The organism is Pseudomonas sp. Marseille-Q1929 (assembly GCF_017316265.1).
GTDB lineage: Bacteria > Pseudomonadota > Gammaproteobacteria > Pseudomonadales > Pseudomonadaceae > Aquipseudomonas.
In genome coordinates, this window is record NZ_JAFLWU010000007.1 from 97,420 (window position 1) to 114,705 (window position 17,286).

At 61.0% G+C, this 17,286-nt stretch carries 15 protein-coding genes; 9 read left to right on the forward strand and 6 right to left on the reverse strand.

What is annotated here, in order from left to right; translation table 11 throughout:
- Window positions 1-4 precede the first annotated feature (4 nt).
- Window positions 5-1,231 (reverse strand): CmpA/NrtA family ABC transporter substrate-binding protein, encoded by a 1,227-nt coding sequence (locus J1G37_RS11085; RefSeq protein WP_207041704.1) that lies wholly within the window; start codon window positions 1,229-1,231, stop codon window positions 5-7.
- 270 nt (window positions 1,232-1,501) lie between these two features.
- Between J1G37_RS11085 and J1G37_RS11090 the strand changes: the two genes are divergently transcribed.
- The 5 genes from J1G37_RS11090 (at window position 1,502) to J1G37_RS11110 (ending at window position 4,761) form a co-directional block, all read left to right on the forward strand.
- Window positions 1,502-2,413 carry a secretin N-terminal domain-containing protein gene (locus J1G37_RS11090; protein ID WP_207041706.1) on the forward strand — a complete coding sequence of 304 codons (912 nt, stop codon included), beginning with the start codon at window positions 1,502-1,504 and terminating at the stop codon, window positions 2,411-2,413.
- Window positions 2,414-2,428: 15 nt separating this feature from the next.
- A complete protein-coding gene (locus tag J1G37_RS11095; protein ID WP_124526644.1) occupies window positions 2,429-2,644 on the forward strand; it encodes a FliM/FliN family flagellar motor switch protein in 216 nt (71 codons plus the stop codon).
- A gap of 165 nt (window positions 2,645-2,809) precedes the next feature.
- Window positions 2,810-3,196, forward strand: a complete 387-nt coding sequence (locus tag J1G37_RS11100; protein ID WP_207041708.1) for a winged helix-turn-helix domain-containing protein — start codon at window positions 2,810-2,812, stop codon at window positions 3,194-3,196.
- Entirely contained in the window at window positions 3,189-3,650 is a 462-nt protein-coding gene (locus tag J1G37_RS11105) for a transglycosylase SLT domain-containing protein (RefSeq protein ID WP_207041710.1), read from the forward strand. The genes J1G37_RS11100 and J1G37_RS11105 overlap by 8 nt, the downstream gene beginning before the upstream one ends.
- A gap of 85 nt (window positions 3,651-3,735) precedes the next feature.
- Window positions 3,736-4,761 (forward strand): quinone-dependent dihydroorotate dehydrogenase, encoded by a 1,026-nt coding sequence (locus tag J1G37_RS11110; protein ID WP_207041712.1) that lies wholly within the window; start codon window positions 3,736-3,738, stop codon window positions 4,759-4,761.
- A gap of 122 nt (window positions 4,762-4,883) precedes the next feature.
- Here the strand turns inward: J1G37_RS11110 and J1G37_RS11115 are convergent, their stop codons facing one another.
- A complete protein-coding gene (locus J1G37_RS11115) occupies window positions 4,884-5,099 on the reverse strand; it encodes a ribosome modulation factor (RefSeq protein WP_002553055.1) in 216 nt (71 codons plus the stop codon).
- A gap of 532 nt (window positions 5,100-5,631) precedes the next feature.
- On the opposite strand from J1G37_RS11115, the gene rlmKL reads away from it, so the two are divergent.
- Entirely contained in the window at window positions 5,632-7,896 is a 2,265-nt protein-coding gene (gene rlmKL / locus J1G37_RS11120; RefSeq protein WP_207041714.1) for a bifunctional 23S rRNA (guanine(2069)-N(7))-methyltransferase RlmK/23S rRNA (guanine(2445)-N(2))-methyltransferase RlmL, read from the forward strand.
- Between the two features lie 140 nt (window positions 7,897-8,036).
- Window positions 8,037-10,463 carry a diguanylate cyclase gene (locus tag J1G37_RS11125; protein ID WP_207041716.1) on the forward strand — a complete coding sequence of 809 codons (2,427 nt, stop codon included), beginning with the start codon at window positions 8,037-8,039 and terminating at the stop codon, window positions 10,461-10,463.
- 148 nt (window positions 10,464-10,611) lie between these two features.
- Here J1G37_RS11125 and dacB read toward each other — a convergent pair whose 3' ends face one another.
- A complete protein-coding gene (gene dacB, locus J1G37_RS11130) occupies window positions 10,612-12,072 on the reverse strand; it encodes a D-alanyl-D-alanine carboxypeptidase/D-alanyl-D-alanine-endopeptidase (protein ID WP_207041718.1) in 1,461 nt (486 codons plus the stop codon).
- A gap of 237 nt (window positions 12,073-12,309) precedes the next feature.
- Between dacB and J1G37_RS11135 the strand changes: the two genes are divergently transcribed.
- Entirely contained in the window at window positions 12,310-12,654 is a 345-nt protein-coding gene (locus J1G37_RS11135) for a YggL family protein (protein ID WP_124526637.1), read from the forward strand.
- Window positions 12,655-12,691: 37 nt separating this feature from the next.
- Here the strand turns inward: J1G37_RS11135 and J1G37_RS11140 are convergent, their stop codons facing one another.
- Entirely contained in the window at window positions 12,692-13,882 is a 1,191-nt protein-coding gene (locus J1G37_RS11140) for a benzoate/H(+) symporter BenE family transporter (protein WP_207041719.1), read from the reverse strand.
- A 213-nt stretch (window positions 13,883-14,095) separates the two neighbouring features.
- Between J1G37_RS11140 and J1G37_RS11145 the strand changes: the two genes are divergently transcribed.
- Window positions 14,096-14,860, forward strand: coding sequence for a GntR family transcriptional regulator (locus tag J1G37_RS11145; protein ID WP_017739583.1), 765 nt, complete (start codon window positions 14,096-14,098; stop codon window positions 14,858-14,860).
- A gap of 157 nt (window positions 14,861-15,017) precedes the next feature.
- Here the strand turns inward: J1G37_RS11145 and guaD are convergent, their stop codons facing one another.
- A complete protein-coding gene (gene guaD, locus J1G37_RS11150; protein WP_207041720.1) occupies window positions 15,018-16,322 on the reverse strand; it encodes a guanine deaminase in 1,305 nt (434 codons plus the stop codon).
- Window positions 16,323-16,334: 12 nt separating this feature from the next.
- On the reverse strand, window positions 16,335-17,174 hold the full coding sequence (xdhC, locus tag J1G37_RS11155; RefSeq protein WP_207041721.1) for a xanthine dehydrogenase accessory protein XdhC: 840 nt from the start codon (window positions 17,172-17,174) through the stop codon (window positions 16,335-16,337).
- Between the last annotated feature and the right edge of the window lie 112 nt (window positions 17,175-17,286).

Genomic DNA, 17,286 nt, shown 5'->3' on the forward strand with positions numbered 1-17,286 from the left:
CCTGTCAGCGCAAGGCCTGGCGGCTGGTGGGATCGTTCATCGCGTGCAGACGGAAGCTGCGCGCATAGGCGGCGGGGTCGCGGCCATCCCAGATCTTGCCGTCGATCAGTTGGCTGCTGCGCATGTCCTGGGCGATCGGGGGAACGCCGACGGCGCTGGCGGCCTCGCGGTATAGCGTCAATTGCTGCACCTGGCGGGCAACCCCCAGGTAGTCCGGGTCTTCGCGCAGCAGGCCCCAGCGGCGGAACTGGGTCATAAACCACATGCCGTCCGAGAGGTACGGCAGGTTCACCGCGCCACCGGCGAAAAACCGCAGGGCATGGGGGTCTTGCCATTGGTTGCCGAGGCCATCGTCATAGCTGCCCAGCAGGCGCGGCTCGATGCAGTCGAGGGGCGCGTCGAGGTAGTCGCGGGCGCTCAGCAGTTGTGCGGTGGAGCGGCGGTTTTCCTGGCTCTGCTCGATAAAGCGGCTGGCTTCGAGGATGGCCATCACCAGCACGCGGGCGGTGTTGGGGTATTGGTCGACAAACGCCTGGGTGCAGCCGAGGACTTTCTCCGGGTGGTCGGGCCAGATCGCCTGGGTGGTGGCCAGGGTAAAGCCCTGGTTTTGTTTCACCGCGCTGGCACACCAGGGTTCGCCGACACAAAAACCATCGATACGCCCGGCTTGCAGGTGCGCGACCATTTGCGGCGGCGGTACCACCACGCTGTTGACGTCCTGCAACGGGTGGATGCCTTGGCTCGCCAGCCAGTAATACAGCCACATGGCATGGGTGCCGGTGGGAAATGTCTGGGCGAAGGTCAATTTTGTGCGGCTTTGGTGCACATGGCGATCCAGTGCATCAGGAGTGACCACGCCCTGCTGTTGCAGGCCGTGGGACAGGTTGATGCTCTGGCCGTTCTGGTTGAGCCCCATCAGCACTGCCATGTCGGTGGGCGCTACGCCGCCGATGCCCAGGTGCACGGCATAGATCAGCCCGTACAGGCTGTGGGCGGCGTCCAGTTCGCCGCTGACCAGTTTGTCGCGCAGGGTGGCCCATGACGCCTGGCGCTTGAGGTTGAGGGTCAGGCCGTAGGGTTGGGCAAAGCCCTGGGTGGCGGCAACTACCAGCGAGGCGCAATCACTCAGGGCCATGAAGCCCAGGTCGAGACTGCTTTTTTCCGGCGCGTCACTGCCGTTGACCCAGGCCAGTGGGTCTTTTCTCTGGCGGTTATCTGCCGGTTCGTTCATCAATGCCTGCCTTTTCTCTCAAAAAAAACGTCGTTCCCTCGGATGGCGCTAGAGACCATTGCAGGGTAACGACGCCTTTGTCCGTAGGCCCGTGCCTTCGTTGGCGCGCGCTCTGATGAGTGTGTGTAGCAATGCACATGCCATGGCCAGGGGTGGACGCGTGCCGTCAGTTTTCCGTCAAGATTGAAAATTGGCTGACTCTCAGTATGGCCGCTTTGTCACGCCAGGCCGCCGAGAAAAACCAAGGTGAATAGTGCTTTCCCTGCAAGGATGACCCGCCACCGGCTGTGCAGCTGGTTGTTATGCGCTGCGTTATCGCTGGGCACCTGTGCGGCGAGGGGCGAGCCCTACCGGGCGCAGGAGGAGAACCTGCAGCGGTTTTTCACCGCGCTCTCGGTGCCATTGGGCTTGTCGGTTGTCCTCAGCCGCAAAGTCGCTCGCCTGCACGTCAGTGGGCTGTTTGATTTTGACGCACCGCAACAGGTCCTGGAGGTACTGGCCCTGCAGGAGGGCCTGATCTGGCATCGGGATGGGCAAGTCCTCTATCTCTACGAAGCCGATGAGGTGAGGAACTCGGCCGTTGTGCTACGGCACATTTCCGTCGACAGGCTGCGGGGGCTGATGCGTCGTACGGGGCTGGATGAGTCCGGCTATCCCTTGCGTAAAAGCGGGGAGCGCCTGTTCTCCGTCACGGGGCCGCCAAGCTATGTCGATCAAGTGCTGCGCCTGGCGCAACTGATGGATCGGCCGCCTGCCCAACCGCGTGTGGCGCTGCCCTCCGTTGGCGTGGTGCAGGTGTTCAATGTTGATGTGGCCGATCGTTATTACGGCGTGGGTACGGACATGATTTCCGTGCCCGGGATGGCTTCAATGATCGAAGCCCGGTTGTCCAGCGAGCACAAAACTCAACTGGCTGACGGCAGCCTTACGTTTGTTGCCTATCCAGACACCAACAGCCTGCTGATCCAGGGCAAGCCCGATCAGGTGAGTCTCATCAAGCAGTGGGTCGCGGAGCTGGATGTGCTCACCCGGCCGGATGAGGTTTCGTTGTGGCAGGTAGGCGCCGATCACAACGAACTCAAGACCCTGGCCGCCCCTCCAGGGCCATCACCCTTGACGGCGGAGCAGCATGAGCGTGTGCAGCGCGCGTTCATGCAACGGGGTCGCGAAATTTCTCCATGAATAGGGCGCTTGTCCATGCACCTGGAAATACTTCTGCAAGAGCAACTGATCAGTCGCAAGCGTCTGGCGGCGTTTGCAGTAGGGAAGGTGTTGCCGCTGACACCTGACGTCATTCGCTGTGTGGAGGTGCGGGTCAATGGTCAGTTGATGGCGTTGGGAGAGTTGGTGCAATTGGAGGATCGGTTGGGGGTCGAGTTGCATGAGGTTTATCACGATTGGGTCGCCCGGTAGGGCCAGATAAAGAATTGTCCTACTGAGTAGCTGCGAAAAACGCCGGATGAATGGGTTTTTCCCTAGGGCGAGGTGTAGGACTGTTTTTTATAGTCGTGACGTTGGCGGGTGAGCCCGTACAGGAAATAAGGAATTCAATGTCAGTCGTTGGATACAGAGGTGCGTATGGCGGTCGTGATTGACGGGTCAGCGACGTCCCTCGTTTTTGCCCACTGGACCTTACATGGCGATGGCCGGTTGACGGGGGGCGGGACAGACGTTCAGTTGCCACCCAAGGAGGGCCAGGTGCTGCGATTGCTGCTGGGGTCGGGTGGCACGCTGATGACCAAGGACCGCTTGCTGGAACTCGCATGGCCCAGGGGCGAGGTGGCCGAAGAGTCGCTGACGCGTTGCATTTACTCGTTACGCAAGTACTTGAAGGCCGACAAGGTGTTTATCAAGACGATCTATGGCAGGGGGTATCGGTTTACTTGTCCGGTGCAGGTGGGAAGTGCTGATGCGAGGCCGGTAGCTCATGTGTGTGCGGCTTGTGGTCAGGTCAACAATGTTTAAAGCCTGGGGGAAAGGCCTGCTTTTGAGCCTGTTGATGGGTAGCAGCCCTGCATTGGCCTACTGCTGGGACGAAGTGGCCAGCCGTTATGACCTTGAGCCGGAGCTGCTGCAGGCCATCGCTGCTGTCGAGTCGGGTTACCGCGCGCAGACCATCAACACCGCTAACCGTAATGGCACGCGGGATATCGGCTTGATGCAGATCAACAGCATTCATCTGCCCCGTCTGCTGAAGCTGGGCATCACGGAAGAGCGGTTGTTGAGCGAGCCCTGTCTCTCGGTGGAGGTGGCAGCGTCGATTCTTACCGAGTTCATCCAGCGCTTTGGTTACAACTGGACTGCCGTCGGCTCCTATAACGTCGGTGGGGGGGCAGGCCCCAAGCGTGAGGCCTTGCGCATGCAATACGCGCAGAAGATCTGGGCGCGCTACGAAGAGCTGGTTGCCAATCGCCCATGACGATTGGCGGCACGCCTCGCATGCAGCCCGCCACCCCGGCTATAATCGTCGCCACCTTTCGCCGCCATCCGAGTCTAGCCCGCCCATGTATACCCTGGCCCGCCAGCTGTTGTTCAAACTTTCCCCGGAAACTTCCCACGATCTGTCCCTGGACCTGATCGGTGCCGGTGGCCGCCTGGGGCTCAATGGCCTGGTATGCAAGGCACCGGCAAAAATGCCGGTATCGGTGATGGGGCTCGACTTCCCCAACCCGGTCGGGCTGGCGGCTGGCCTGGACAAGAACGGTGCGGCCATCGATGGCTTTGCGCAGCTGGGTTTCGGTTTTGTCGAGATCGGCACCGTGACCCCGCGCCCACAGCCTGGCAACCCCAAGCCGCGTATCTTCCGCCTGCCGGAAGCCGAAGCGATCATCAACCGCATGGGCTTCAACAACCTGGGCGCGGATCACTTGCTGTCGCGGGTTCAGGCGGCGAAGTACAAGGGCATCCTTGGGATCAATATCGGCAAGAACTTCGATACGCCGGTGGAACGTGCGGTGGATGACTACCTGATCTGCCTGGACAAGGTCTACGCCCACGCCAGTTACGTCACCGTCAATGTCAGCTCGCCCAACACCCCGGGCCTGCGCAGCCTGCAGTTCGGTGACTCACTCAAGCAATTGCTCGAAGCCTTGCGCCAGCGCCAGGAAGACCTGGCCGTGCGCCATGGCAAGCGTGTGCCGTTGGCGATCAAGATTGCCCCGGACATGAGCGACGAAGAGACCGTGCTGGTGGCCCAGGCCCTGGTGGACTCGGGCATGGATGCAGTGATCGCGACCAATACCACCCTCAGCCGTGTTGGCGTCGAAGGCCTGGCCCATGGCGACGAAGCGGGCGGCCTGTCGGGCGCGCCGGTGCGTGAGCAGAGCACCCATATCGTCAAGGTACTGGCCGCCGAACTGGCCGGGCGCTTGCCGATCATCGCGGCCGGTGGCATCACCGAAGGCCAGCACGCTGCCGAGAAGATCGCTGCTGGCGCCAGCCTGGTGCAGTTGTACTCCGGGTTTATCTACAAGGGGCCGGCGTTGATTCGCCAATCGGTGGATGCTATCGCGGCACTGCCAAAGGCCTGAAACCACCCAATAAAAAGGGCTCCATAAAGGAGCCCCCTGGGCCGAAGCCCGCCGCCCGGATAGGACGTGCGTGGTTAAGTCGTTATCGCTTCAACAGTGTATGTCGGAATTAAGTGCCCTGATTAGCCGACGGCGTGAAGTTCGTTGAGTCTGTGGATTCCCGCAGTGCCAGTCATACCGTCCCAGTTGTCGCCGCGTCCTTCTCGCCAGCCGTTGATCCAGGCTTGGCGTACCGACGGTAGAGTAAATGGGCAAAGCTCACGGGATTTGCCATGAACGCCATATTGATATCCGCGTAAAAATGCTCTTTCCAACGGATCACGCTTAAGTCTTCTCATAGGGTGTTTCCCTCACTTGTTGACTGTCTTGATATCCTTCGGCCCCGTCTGGTGCCGGGCAGAGTTTTTCTGCCGTTGGTGGGCTCGCTGCCGGCGTGGCGAGCCTATGTGTCGGCGTCGTTACGGCGCCAACCTGTGTTGAGTTCTAACCAATAGGTCACATGGATTCAATGATCGTTTTGTCATAAGCACGTAACGATAATGATGCTATAGCCATAAGCTGGGATGGCTTTTCGCCCCATTTACCTGGCAAAGCCAGCTATGATGCACCCTGCAAAGAGGATGGGTTTAATCCTTTAGTGAGAATGTCCGCCCGTTGCAGTCGGTTACTATTCGACGAAGGGTCGGAATATTTCCTTTTGTTACGCCACATTATCTATCTGCCCCGTCAACCACGGCCTAAAGGCCCGGCAGGCGGGGTGGGACGGCACATTCGTGCCACGCGAGCACTCTTCAAGAAAAGTGCTTGATTGAAAACCGAGCCGGCGATGCGTCGCCCGTTCATTTATTGCTGAAAAGCCTGGAATGCCCCATGTCGGACCGTTTTGAACTCTTCCTCACCTGCCCCAAGGGCCTCGAAGGCCTGCTGATCGAGGAAGCCGTCGGGCTTGGCCTTGAGGAAGCCCGCGAGCACACCTCGGCCGTGCGCGGCATGGCCGACATGGAAACCGCCTACCGCCTGTGCCTCTGGTCGCGCCTGGCCAACCGCGTGTTGCTGGTCCTCAAGCGCTTCCCGATGAAGGACGCCGAAGACCTCTACCACGGTGTGCTGGATATCGAATGGGCCGAGCACATGGTCCCCGACGGTTCCCTCGCCGTGGAATTCAGCGGTCACGGCTCGGGCATCGACAACACCCACTTCGGCGCGCTGAAGGTCAAGGATGCGATTGTCGACAAGCTGCGCACCCCGACCGGCGAACGTCCGTCCATCGACAAGATCAACCCGGACCTGCGCATTCACCTGCGCCTGGACCGTGGCGAGGCGATCCTGTCCCTCGACCTCTCCGGCCACAGCCTGCACCAGCGCGGCTACCGCCTGCAGCAGGGCGCCGCGCCGTTGAAGGAAAACCTGGCGGCCGCGATCCTGATCCGAGCCGGCTGGCCGCGCATTGCTGCCGAAGGCGGCGCGCTGACTGACCCGATGTGTGGCGTGGGCACCTTCCTGGTGGAAGGCGCGATGATTGCTGCCGACATGGCGCCGAACCTGAACCGTGAGCTGTGGGGTTTCACCACCTGGCTCGGTCACGTCCCGGCACTCTGGAAGAAACTGCACACCGAAGCGTCGGAACGTGCCGCTATCGGCATGAACAAGCCGCCGCTGTGGGTGCGTGGCTATGAAGCCGACCCGCGCCTGATCCAGCCTGCGCGCAACAACATCGAGCGCGCTGGCCTGAGCCATTGGATCAAGGTCTACCAGGGTGAAGTCGGCACCTTCGAGCCGCGCCCGGACCAGAACCAGAAAGGCCTGGTGATCTGCAACCCGCCGTACGGCGAGCGTTTGGGTGACGAAGCCAGCCTGTTGTACCTCTACCAGAACCTCGGCGAGCGTCTGCGCCAGGCGTGCATGGGCTGGGAAGCGGCGGTGTTCACCGGCGCGCCGGACCTGGGCAAGCGCATGGGCATCCGCAGCCACAAGCAGTATTCGTTCTGGAACGGCGCGTTGCCGTGCAAATTGCTGCTGATCAAGGTCAACCCGGACCAGTTCGTTACCGGCGAGCGTCGCACCCCGGAGCAACGCCAGGCCGAACGCGAGCAAGCCGCCTACGATCAAGCCCCGGTGGAACCACAAGAGCGCCAGTACAACAAGAACGGCAACCCGATCAAGCCAGCCCCGGCGCCGGTGGTCGAGCAGGCGCGCCTGAGCGAAGGCGGGCAGATGTTCGCCAACCGCCTGCAAAAGAACCTCAAGTTGCTGGGCAAGTGGGCCAAGCGTGAAGGCGTGGATTGCTACCGCGTGTACGACGCCGATATGCCGGAATACTCCATGGCCATCGACCTGTATCACGATTGGGTCCACGTCCAGGAATACGCCGCGCCGAAATCCATCGACCCGGAAAAAGCCTCCGCACGCATGTTCGATGCCCTGGCTGCGATTCCCCAGGCGCTGAACATCGACAAGAGCCGCGTCGTCGTCAAACGCCGCGAGCGTCAGAGCGGCACCAAGCAGTACGAACGCCAGAGCGCCCAGGGCAAGTTCACCGAAGTCAGCGAAGGCGGCGTGAAGCTGCTGGTCAACCTCACCGACTACTTGGACACCGGCCTGTTCCTCGACCACCGCCCGATGCGCATGCGTATCCAGAAAGAAGCGGCGGGCAAGCGTTTCCTCAACCTGTATTGCTACACCGCTACCGCGAGCGTGCATGCAGCCAAGGGCGGCGCGCGCAGCACCACCAGCGTCGATTTGTCGAAGACTTACCTGGACTGGGCGCGTCGCAACTTCTCCCTCAACGGTTTCTCCGACAAGAACCGTCTGGAGCAGGGCGATGTGATGGCGTGGCTGGAAGCGAGCCGCGATGAGTTCGACCTGATCTTCATCGATCCGCCGACCTTCTCCAACTCCAAGCGCATGGAAGGCATCTTCGACGTGCAGCGTGACCACGTGCAGTTGCTCGACCTGGCCATGGCCCGCCTGGCACCGGGCGGCGTGCTGTACTTCTCGAACAACTTCCGCAAGTTCGCGCTGGAGGACAACCTCAGCGAACGCTACGCGGTCGAGGAAATCAGCGACAAGACCATCGACCCGGATTTCGCACGTAACGCGAAGATCCACCGGGCGTGGAAAATCACCGCGCGCTGATCGCTGTCAATAAAAGCCGCAAGCCTGGAATATTCCAGCCTTGCGGTTTTTTTACGCTGGTCAAACCCAGGCCCTATGGCTATAACTTAACGCCTAGCCAAAGTGACACCCCCCGCACGCTGGCGTTGTGAGTGTTGCCTATGCCGTTGCAAGCCGTTCGCCCGAAAATCCTTGGTTTTATCAGTGAGCAGGCATCGGCTTGGCTGGTGGCATTGGTGGTGTTATTGGCGGGGGCTGCGCTGACGCTGATCGTTGCGTGGGCGGCGTCCAACCTCTATCAGCAACAGCTGCGCCAGCGCTTTCAGTTGCTGGTCAATGAACGCTACAGCCGCCTGCAAGAGCGCTTTGAGGACCAGGAGCAACGCCTGGGTAGCCTGCGGCGTTTTTTCGTCAATTCCGGCGACGTATCCCGTGACGAGTTCGATGGTTTCGCCCAACCCCTGCTGCTGCGCACCCGTGCCTATTCCTGGGCGCCGCGGGTGTTTCGCGATCAGCGCAACGCGTTTGAGCAGACGGTGTCACGCCAACTCGGCAAGCCCTTTGTCATTCGCGAGCTGGACGCCACGGGTGAGTTGGCCCCTGCGCCCCAGCGTGATGAGTACGTGCCGGTGCTCTACAGTCAGACCCAGAGCCTGCTCGGTTCGCCTTTGGGCTTTGATTTACTGGCCCAGCCCCTGCGCCGTTCAACCCTTGAACGTGCGCTGAAGACCGGCAAGATGGCGGTGTCGCAACCCATGCAGTTGGTGGGGGTGGAACCGTCCTATGCCGCCGGCGTATTGCTGGTAGCACCCGTCAGCAAGTTGCCGGACAGCCAGCAATCCCAGCCCGAGGCCTATGGCTTTGTGATGGCCGTGATCAGCATGCGGCAGTTGGTGGCCGATGGGTTGCCCAAGCCAAACCGCGACAACCTGGTGATGCAGATCATCGACACCTCCGACACCCAGAAGCGGGTGCTGTACGCGTCGAGCAATACGCCGGGCAGCAGCGACCTGGCTGCCGCGCGCCGGTTGACCCTGGGCGATCACGTCTACGCCCTGAGCCTGCAAGCGAGCCAGGTGTTCGACCAGGCCAACCACTCCTCGATGAACACGATCCTGACCATGGGCGGCCTGCTCAGCCTGCTGCTCAGCGCGTTGTTGTACGTGCTGGTCAGCCAGCGTCAACGCGCGTTGAAACTGGTCGAACAGCGCACCGAGCAATTGCGCCTGCGCGAGCTTGAGTTACGCGGCGCCCATGGACAGTTGCGCAGCGTGCTGAACGCGGCGACCCAGGTGGCGATCATTGCCACTGACCTGCGCGGCGTGATCAATACCTTCAATGCCGGCGCCGAGCAGATGCTGGGGTTCAAGTCCGATGAAGTGCTGGGCCGCTTGACCCTGGAAAGCCTGCACCTGGCACCTGAGTTGGAGGCGCGCGCCGCCAGCCTGAGCCAGATCATGGGCAAGCGCATCCCGCCGAGCCAGGCAATGCTGGTAGAAAGCCCCGACCACGAGCACGAGGCCCGCGAGTGGACCTTGAAACGCCAGGATGGCAGCCAGTTGACAGTGAATATGTTGGCCACGGTGTTGCTGGATGACCATGGCTTGTGGGTGGGCCACTTGGCGATTTACCTGGATGTCACCGAACAAAAACGTGTCTACGAAGCCTTGGCTGCACGGGATCGCCTGCTGAAAAAGCTCAGCGCCCATGTCCCTGGCGGGATCTTCCAGTTCACCCTTGAGCCCAAGGACAACTGGCGCTTTATCTACGCCAGCGATGGCATACGCGATATCTATGAGATCGAACCGGGGGTGCTGCAACAGGACGCCAGCAAGGCGCTGGACCGTATTCACCCACTGGATATCGAGCGGGTGCGGGCTTCGATTCGCTTGTCGGCGCTGCAATTGAGCCATTGGCGTGAAGAATACCGCGTGCAGTTGCCGCACCGGGGCGTGCGCTGGATTCGCGGCGAAGCCACGCCGGAAGAGTTACCGGGAGGCGGTACGTTGTGGCATGGCTATGTATCGGATATTTCCGATTTGAAACGGGTCGAGGAAGAACTGCGCGCCTTGTCGATTACCGACTCGTTGACGGGGATTCATAATCGTCGGTATTTCCAGGATCGCCTCAAGGCCGAGATGGTCCGGCTCAACCGGGTGTCGGGGTCGCTGTCGCTGATCATGCTGGACATCGACCACTTCAAGCGGATCAACGACCAGCACGGGCATGGCGTGGGCGACGGTGTGTTGCAGGAGTTGTGCAAGCGCATCAGCGTACGCCTGCGGCGTAGCGACGTGTTCTGCCGCCTGGGTGGGGAAGAGTTCATGGTGCTGTGCCCCAACACCGATGGCGAGCAGGCCTACAGCCTGGCGATGGAGCTGTGGCAATCGTTGCGCAGCGAGCCGATGGAGCCGGTCGGTATTGTCACCGCCAGCTTTGGCGTGGCCAGTTGGCGTGTTGATGAAGGGATTGATGGGTTGTTGCTGCGTGCTGATTCGGCGGTGTATGTCGCCAAGCAGGCGGGGCGGGATCGGGTCGAGGCCTGTGGGAGTGGGCTTGCTCGCGATAGCGGCAGGTCAGTCAACTGATGGGTGACTGATCGATCGCCATCGCGGGCAAGCCCGCTCCCACATTTTGATTGGATTCACCCCCATTTTGCTTTGTGAACCCAATCCACTGTGGGAGCTGGCTTGCCTGCGATAGCGGTATATCAGTCTGACACTCTGCCTTCCAGGTTCAGAGCACGGGCGCAGCCGCCGCCAGTTTCGGCTGGCGATACAGGTCCAGCAGCACCTGATCCAGCACCGACGAGGCGCCCCACGGCTTCGGATCGTTGAGGATTGCCACCACCGCCCAGGTATTGCCGTTGTTGTCGCGGCTGAACCCGGCAATGGCGCGCACGGTGTTCAAGGTGCCGGTCTTCACGTGGGCCTCGCCGCGCATGGCGGTGGTCTTCAGGCGTTTGCGCATGGTGCCGTCGGTGCCGGCGATCGGCAGGGAGCTGATGTATTCAGCCGCATACGGGCTTTTCCACGCGGCTTGCAGCATCGCGGCCATTTCCCGGGCACTGACCCGTTCGGCGCGGGACAGGCCGGAGCCGTTTTCCATCACCAGGTGCGGCGCGGTTATGCCTTTTTTCGCCAGCCACTGGCGCACGACGCGCTGGCCGGCCTTGGCGTCGTCGCCGTCGGCATCGTTGCGAAACTGTGCGCCTAGGCTCAGGAACAACTGCTGGGCCATGGTGTTGTTACTGTATTTGTTGATGTCGCGGATGATTTCCGCCAGGTCCGGCGAGAACGCACGGGCCAGGACCTTGGCGTCTTTCGGCACCGGCGCCTGGATATCGCGGCCCTGGATGCTGCCGCCCAGCTCCTGCCAGATCGCGCGCACGGCGCCGGCGGTGTAGGTGGCGTGGTCGAGCAGCGACAGATACGTCTGCGAGCTGCAGCCATCGGCCAGTTGGCCGCTGACGGTGACCGTCACGCTGCCATCGGCGGCGGTGACCGGGTTGTAGCGCACGTCGCCGGTGCACTGCTTGGTGTTGGATACCTTGACCTGATTGTCGATGCGGATACTGGCAATCGGCGGCTCGACCGACACGATGACCCGGCCCGAGTCATTGCGGGTCACGAAGCGCAGGGCCTTGAGGTTGACCAGCAGAGCGTCGGGCTTGACCAGGAAGGGCTTGTTCTCGTCGTTGCCGTCGTCATTGAACTCGGGCAATAGCGGTTGTTTGAAGAAGGCACGGTCCAGCACCAGGTCGCCGGTGACTTGCTGCACACCGTTGGCGCGCAGGTCGCGCATCAGCAGCCAGAGTTTTTCCATGTTCAGCTTGGGGTCGCCGCCGCCCTTGAGGTAGAGGTTGCCGTGCAACACGCCACCGCTGAGGGTGCCGTCGGTGTAGAACTCGGTTTTCCACTGGTGGTTGGGGCCGAGCATCTCCAGGGCCGCGTAGGTGGTGACCAGCTTCATGGTGGAGGCCGGGTTGACCGAAACGTCGGCGTTGAAGATGGTCGGCGTGCCCGGACCGTTCAGCGGGATCATCACCAGGGACAGTGCGTTGTTTTGCAGCTTGGCTTTTGTCAGTGCCTGCTGGACGTTCGGCGGCAGGGTGTTGTTGACGGTGGCGGCGGTGGCAGAGAAGGCCAGCGGCAGGAGAAGACCGGCAAGGAGCAATGGACGCAAAGATTTGATCATAAAGAATAAAACCCTACTGCTGAGGAGGGTGAAAAAGGCGAGGGGTAAATAAGAAAAATCCCTCATTGGTCACGAAAGTGTCGGCATTATGCCCCAAGGTGGGGCCTCTTGTAGCTGAACGATAGCTGGAAATCGGCGTTTTTTTGCAGGCAATTTGCCGCCCGTCCCAGAGAGTCGGGCAATCGCCGCCTTAAACTGCTAAAGTGCCGCCCGTTATTACTTAAGAGGATTGTTCCAATGGCGACTAACCGTTCCCAGCGTCTGCGCAAAAAACTGTGCGTTGATGAATTTCAAGAGCTGGGTTTCGAACTGAACCTGGACTTCAGCGAAGGCCTGAGTGAAGAAGCTATCGACGCTTTCCTCGAAGCATTCATCAACGAAGCCATGGAAGCCAACGGTCTGGGCTATGTTGGCGGCGACGACTACGGTCTGGTTTGCCTGCAGAAGCGCGGCTCGGTTTCCGAAGAGCAACGTGCGGCTGTTGAAGCCTGGCTGAAAACCCGTTCCGAGCTGACCAAGGCTGAAGTCAGCCCGCTGCTGGACGTGTGGTATCCGGAAAAGCCGATCAACGCGGCTAAGTGATACTTAAAAAAACGGCGACCCGAGGGTCGCCGTTTTTTTATGCCTTGCGCCAATTCAGAATCAACAGCGTCAACACCCCCGCGACAATCCCCCAGAACGCCGACCCGATGGAAAACAGCGTCAAGCCCGACGCCGTGACCATAAAGGTGATCAGCGCCGCTTCCCGTTCCTTCGGCTCATTCATGGCGATACTCAGGCCATTGATGATCGAGCCAAACAGCGCCAATGCCGCAATCGACAGCACCAGTTCCTTGGGCAAGGCGGCGAACAGTGCCGCCAGCGTTGCGCCAAACACCCCGGCAATCCCGTAGAACACCCCGCACCAGACCGCCGCCGTGTAGCGCTTGTTGCGGTCTTCATGGGCGTGGGGCCCGGTGCAGATCGCCGCGCTGATCGCCGCCAGGTTGATGCCGTGGGAGCCGAAGGGCGCGAGCACCAGCGAAGCCAGGCCGGTGGCGGTAATCAACGGGGAGGCCGGCACGTTGTAGCCGTCGGCCCGCAGCACCGCGACGCCCGGCATGTTCTGCGAGGTCATCGCCACCACGAACAGCGGGATGCCGATGCTGATGGTTGCCGCCAGGGAGAAGTGCGGGGTAGTCCACACCGGCGTCGCCACTTCCAGGTGAAAACCACTGAAATCCAGCAGCCCCATCAGCCCTGACAGTACGCTGCCGATCACCAACGCAGCCAACACCGCATAACGCGGCGACAGGCGCTTGATGATCAGGTAGGTGAAAAACATCCCCAGTACCAGGCCGGTGCGGTGTTGGGCGGCGACGAAGATCTCGCTGCCGATCTTGAACAGAATCCCTGCGAGTAAGGCCGCCGCCAACGACGCCGGGATGCGTTTGACCAGCTTTTCAAAGCTGCCGGTCAGCCCGCAGATTGTCACCAGCACCGCGCAGGTAATGTAGGCGCCGATGGCTTCGCCATAACTCACCCCGCCCAGGCTGGTGATCAGCAGCGCGGCGCCAGGCGTGGACCAGGCAATGGTGATAGGCGTGCGGTAGCGCAGCGACAAGCCGATGCTGCACACCGCCATGCCGATGGAAATCGCCCAGATCCACGAGGAAATCTGTGCCGTGGTCAAGCCGGCAGCTTGCCCGGCCTGGAACATCAGCACCAGGGAGCTGGTGTAGCCGGTCATCATGGCGATAAAACCGGCGACGATGGCCGAGGGTGAAGTGTCGGCCAGCGGGCGCAGCGGCGCTTGGGCGGCGTCGGACATAGAAAGGTGTTCCTTTTACCAGAGAAGTTGCTGATTCAAGCCTAAACTCAAACGTAACCACTCATTGCAATACAGCCGAGGCCACAAACAGCCGTACAGTGTGTTGGCGCATACGGTTGTGTACAATGTGCCATGTTTTTAGGTGATACTTGCCAGCAACCCGTTGTTGCCGTATTACCGTTAATTCGCCGCCGTTCTCCAAACCGAGTGCCCATGAACGAACAGTTGCAACCTCTCAAGAAACAACCGCGAGCCGGCAAGGCCGGTCGCAGCGGAACCCAGGACGATATCGTCTACGCGCATATCTTCGAGGCGATCCTCGAACAACGCCTGGCACCCGGCACCAAATTGAGTGAAGAGGCACTGGGCGAAATCTTCGGCGTCAGCCGCACCATCATTCGCCGCGCGCTGTCGCGCCTGGCCCATGAAGGCGTGGTGTTGCTGCGGCCCAATCGCGGTGCCGTGGTGGCCAGCCCGAGTGTCGAAGAGGCCCGCCAGGTCTTCATGGCGCGGCGTCTGGTGGAGCGTGCGATTACCGAGTTGGCAGTGCAGCACGCGACGGCCGAGCAACTGGCCGAGTTGCGCCAGATGGTCAACGACGAGCGCGACAGCTTTTCCCGTGGCGACCGAGGGGCGGGTATCCGTCTTTCCGGCGAGTTCCACCTCAAGCTGGCCGAAGCAGCGAAGAACGCACCGCTGATCAGCTTCCAGCGCAGCCTGGTGTCCCAGACATCGTTGATCATCGCCCAGTACGAAAGCGGCAACCGCTCGCACTGCTCGTACGATGAACACACCCAGTTGATCGACGCAATCGAAGCGCGGGACGCGGTGTTGGCGGTGGATTTGATGATGCATCACATGGATCACATCGACAGCAAGCTCAACCTCGATGAGGAAAGTGCGTCGGATGATTTGCATGCGGTGTTTTCGCATTTGTTGCAGACCAAGAAGCCGGGGCGCTCCTCAGTAAAACTGTAAACCCGATCACAAATGTGGGAGCTAGGCTTGTGTGGGAGCTGGCTTGCCTGCGATAGCATCACCCTGGTCTCACTGTAAGACCGAGGTGTCTGCATCGCAGGCAAGCCAGCTCCCACAAAAAGCCCGCTCCCACATTTGTTTTGTGGTGTTTGTTGGATTAGCGCTGGTGCACCAATTGCCCGGCAGCATAGGTCTGCAACACCGTCCGATCATCCCCCAGCGTCATCAGCACAAACAACGTTTCGGCAATGTCATTGGCCTGCTTCAAGCGATAGTTCAGCAGCGGCGTGGCGTTGTAATCCAACACCAAAAAGTCTGCATCCGTGCCCGGCTGCAACGTGCCGATCTTGTCTTCCAACCGCAGCGCCCGCGCGCCGCCCAATGTGGCGAGATACAGCGACTTGAACGGGCTCAACCGCGCGCCCTGCAACTGCATGACTTTGTAGGCTTCGTTCAAGGTTTGCAGCAGCGAGAAGCTGGTGCCGCCGCCCACGTCCGTGCCCAGGCCGACATTCAACTTGTGCTTTTCCGCCATCGGCAGGTTGAACAAACCACTGCCGAGGAACAGGTTTGACGTCGGGCAGAACGCCACGGCCGAACCGGTCTCTGCCAGCCGCGCGCACTCGTCGTCACACAGGTGTACGCCGTGGGCAAATACCGAGCGCTCACCGAGCAGCTGGTAATGGTCGTACACGTCCAGGTAGCCGTTACGTTCAGGGAATAGTTCTTTTACCCACTCGATTTCCTGCTTGTTCTCACTGATGTGGGTCTGCATGTACAGGTCCGGGTATTCCCCCAGCAGTTGCCCGGCCAGCGCCAGTTGTTCCGGCGTGCTGGTCGGCGCAAAACGGGGGGTGACGGCGTAGTGCAGGCGGCCCTTGCCGTGCCAGCGCTCGATCAGCGCCTTGCTTTCCTGGTAGCCGGATTCGGCGGTGTCGGTCAGGTAGTCCGGGGCGTTGCGGTCCATCATCACCTTGCCGGCGATCATGCGCAGGTCGAGCTTTTCAGCCGCTTCAAAGAACGCGTTCACCGACTGCGGATGCACGCTGCCGAACACCAGCGCGGTGGTGGTGCCGTTGCGTAGGAGTTCCTTGATGAAGATGTCGGCAACTTCCTCGGCGTGGGCCTTGTCGGCGAATTGGCTTTCACACGGGAAGGTGTAGGTGTTGAGCCAGTCCAGCAACTGCTCGCCGTAGGCGCCGACCATGCCGGTCTGTGGCAGGTGGATATGGGTGTCGATCAGGCCGGGAGTGATCAGGGCATCCTGGTGATGGGTGACGTCGATATCGGCAGGCAGGGTCGGCAGCAAATCGCTGGCATGGCCGACGGCGCTGATCTTGCCGTTTTCGATCACCAGCAGGCCGTCTTCGAAATACTCATAAGAGGCTTCGATGCCCACTTCAGCGGGGTCGGCGATGCTGTGCAGAATGGCGGCACGGTAGGCTTTGCGAGTCAAAGGCATGGTCGTCTCAATTCAAATGGCTTGGCTGCGGCGTGAAGCCGGCAGCAGTTTGGCGATAGGTTCGGCGCTGGCGGTGTGCTGGCCGAAATTGGCGTTATAGGTGGCGATGATTTCGCCGGCGATGGAGATCGCGATCTCCACCGGCAGTTTGCCCTTCACCTCGGAGAGGCCCATGGGGCAGCGCATGCGTTGTAACTGTGCAGCGTCGAAGCCGCGATCACGCAGGCGGTGTTCGAACTTGACCCGTTTGGTCTTGGAGCCGATCAGGCCGAAGTAGGCGAAGTCGTTGCGCTTGAGCAGGGCGGCGGTGAGTTCCAGGTCCAGCGCGTGATTGTGGGTCATGACGATGCAGTAACTGCCCACCGGCAGGTCGGCAATTTCATCGACCGGCTCTTCGCTGACGATTTTACGCACGCCGTCGGGGATATGTTCCGGAAACTCCTGCTCGCGGGAATCGATCCAGCGCACCCGGCACGGCAGGCTGGCCAGCAGCGGCACCAACGCACGGCCGACATGGCCGGCGCCAAACACCGCGATCTGTGCCTGCACCTGGCCCATGGGTTCGAACAGCAGCACGGTCACGCCGCCGCAGCACTGGCCCAGGCTCGCGCCGAGGCTGAAACGCTCCAGATGGGTGCTCTGCTGGCCCCGTACAAGCATGTCGCGGGCAATCTGCATCGCCTTGTATTCCAGGTGCCCGCCGCCGATGGTGTCGAAGGTCTGGGCGGCGCTGATGACCATTTTGGAACCGGCGTTGCGCGGGGTGGAGCCGAGTTCTTCGATGATGGTTACCAGTACGCAGGGTTCGCCGCTGGTTTGCAGGTGGGCGAGGGCGCTGATCCAGTTGTTCATGTCTACCTCAACATTTCTGTTGTCAGTTCGTCCGTCTTCGCGAGCAAGCCCGCTCCCACATTTGGAATGCATTCCCCTGTGGGAGCGGGCTTGCTCGCGAAGGCCACGCCTC

Bases quoted from the DNA above. Each gene is read 5' to 3' on its own strand.
- dacB (WP_207041718.1), bottom strand. From the start codon at position 12,072: ATGATCAAATCTTTGCGTCCATTGCTCCTTGCCGGTCTTCTCCTGCCG.
- J1G37_RS11140 (WP_207041719.1), bottom strand. From the start codon at position 13,882: ATGTCCGACGCCGCCCAAGCGCCGCTGCGCCCGCTGGCCGACACTTCA.
- J1G37_RS11100 (WP_207041708.1), top strand. From the start codon at position 2,810: ATGGCGGTCGTGATTGACGGGTCAGCGACGTCCCTCGTTTTTGCCCAC.
- J1G37_RS11110 (WP_207041712.1), top strand. From the start codon at position 3,736: ATGTATACCCTGGCCCGCCAGCTGTTGTTCAAACTTTCCCCGGAAACT.
- J1G37_RS11125 (WP_207041716.1), top strand. From the start codon at position 8,037: ATGCCGTTGCAAGCCGTTCGCCCGAAAATCCTTGGTTTTATCAGTGAG.
- xdhC (WP_207041721.1), bottom strand. From the start codon at position 17,174: ATGAACAACTGGATCAGCGCCCTCGCCCACCTGCAAACCAGCGGCGAA.
- J1G37_RS11145 (WP_017739583.1), top strand. From the start codon at position 14,096: ATGAACGAACAGTTGCAACCTCTCAAGAAACAACCGCGAGCCGGCAAG.
- J1G37_RS11105 (WP_207041710.1), top strand. From the start codon at position 3,189: ATGTTTAAAGCCTGGGGGAAAGGCCTGCTTTTGAGCCTGTTGATGGGT.
- J1G37_RS11115 (WP_002553055.1), bottom strand. From the start codon at position 5,099: ATGAGAAGACTTAAGCGTGATCCGTTGGAAAGAGCATTTTTACGCGGA.
- J1G37_RS11095 (WP_124526644.1), top strand. From the start codon at position 2,429: ATGCACCTGGAAATACTTCTGCAAGAGCAACTGATCAGTCGCAAGCGT.
- guaD (WP_207041720.1), bottom strand. From the start codon at position 16,322: ATGCCTTTGACTCGCAAAGCCTACCGTGCCGCCATTCTGCACAGCATC.
- J1G37_RS11090 (WP_207041706.1), top strand. From the start codon at position 1,502: ATGACCCGCCACCGGCTGTGCAGCTGGTTGTTATGCGCTGCGTTATCG.
- J1G37_RS11135 (WP_124526637.1), top strand. From the start codon at position 12,310: ATGGCGACTAACCGTTCCCAGCGTCTGCGCAAAAAACTGTGCGTTGAT.
- J1G37_RS11085 (WP_207041704.1), bottom strand. From the start codon at position 1,231: ATGAACGAACCGGCAGATAACCGCCAGAGAAAAGACCCACTGGCCTGG.
- rlmKL (WP_207041714.1), top strand. From the start codon at position 5,632: ATGTCGGACCGTTTTGAACTCTTCCTCACCTGCCCCAAGGGCCTCGAA.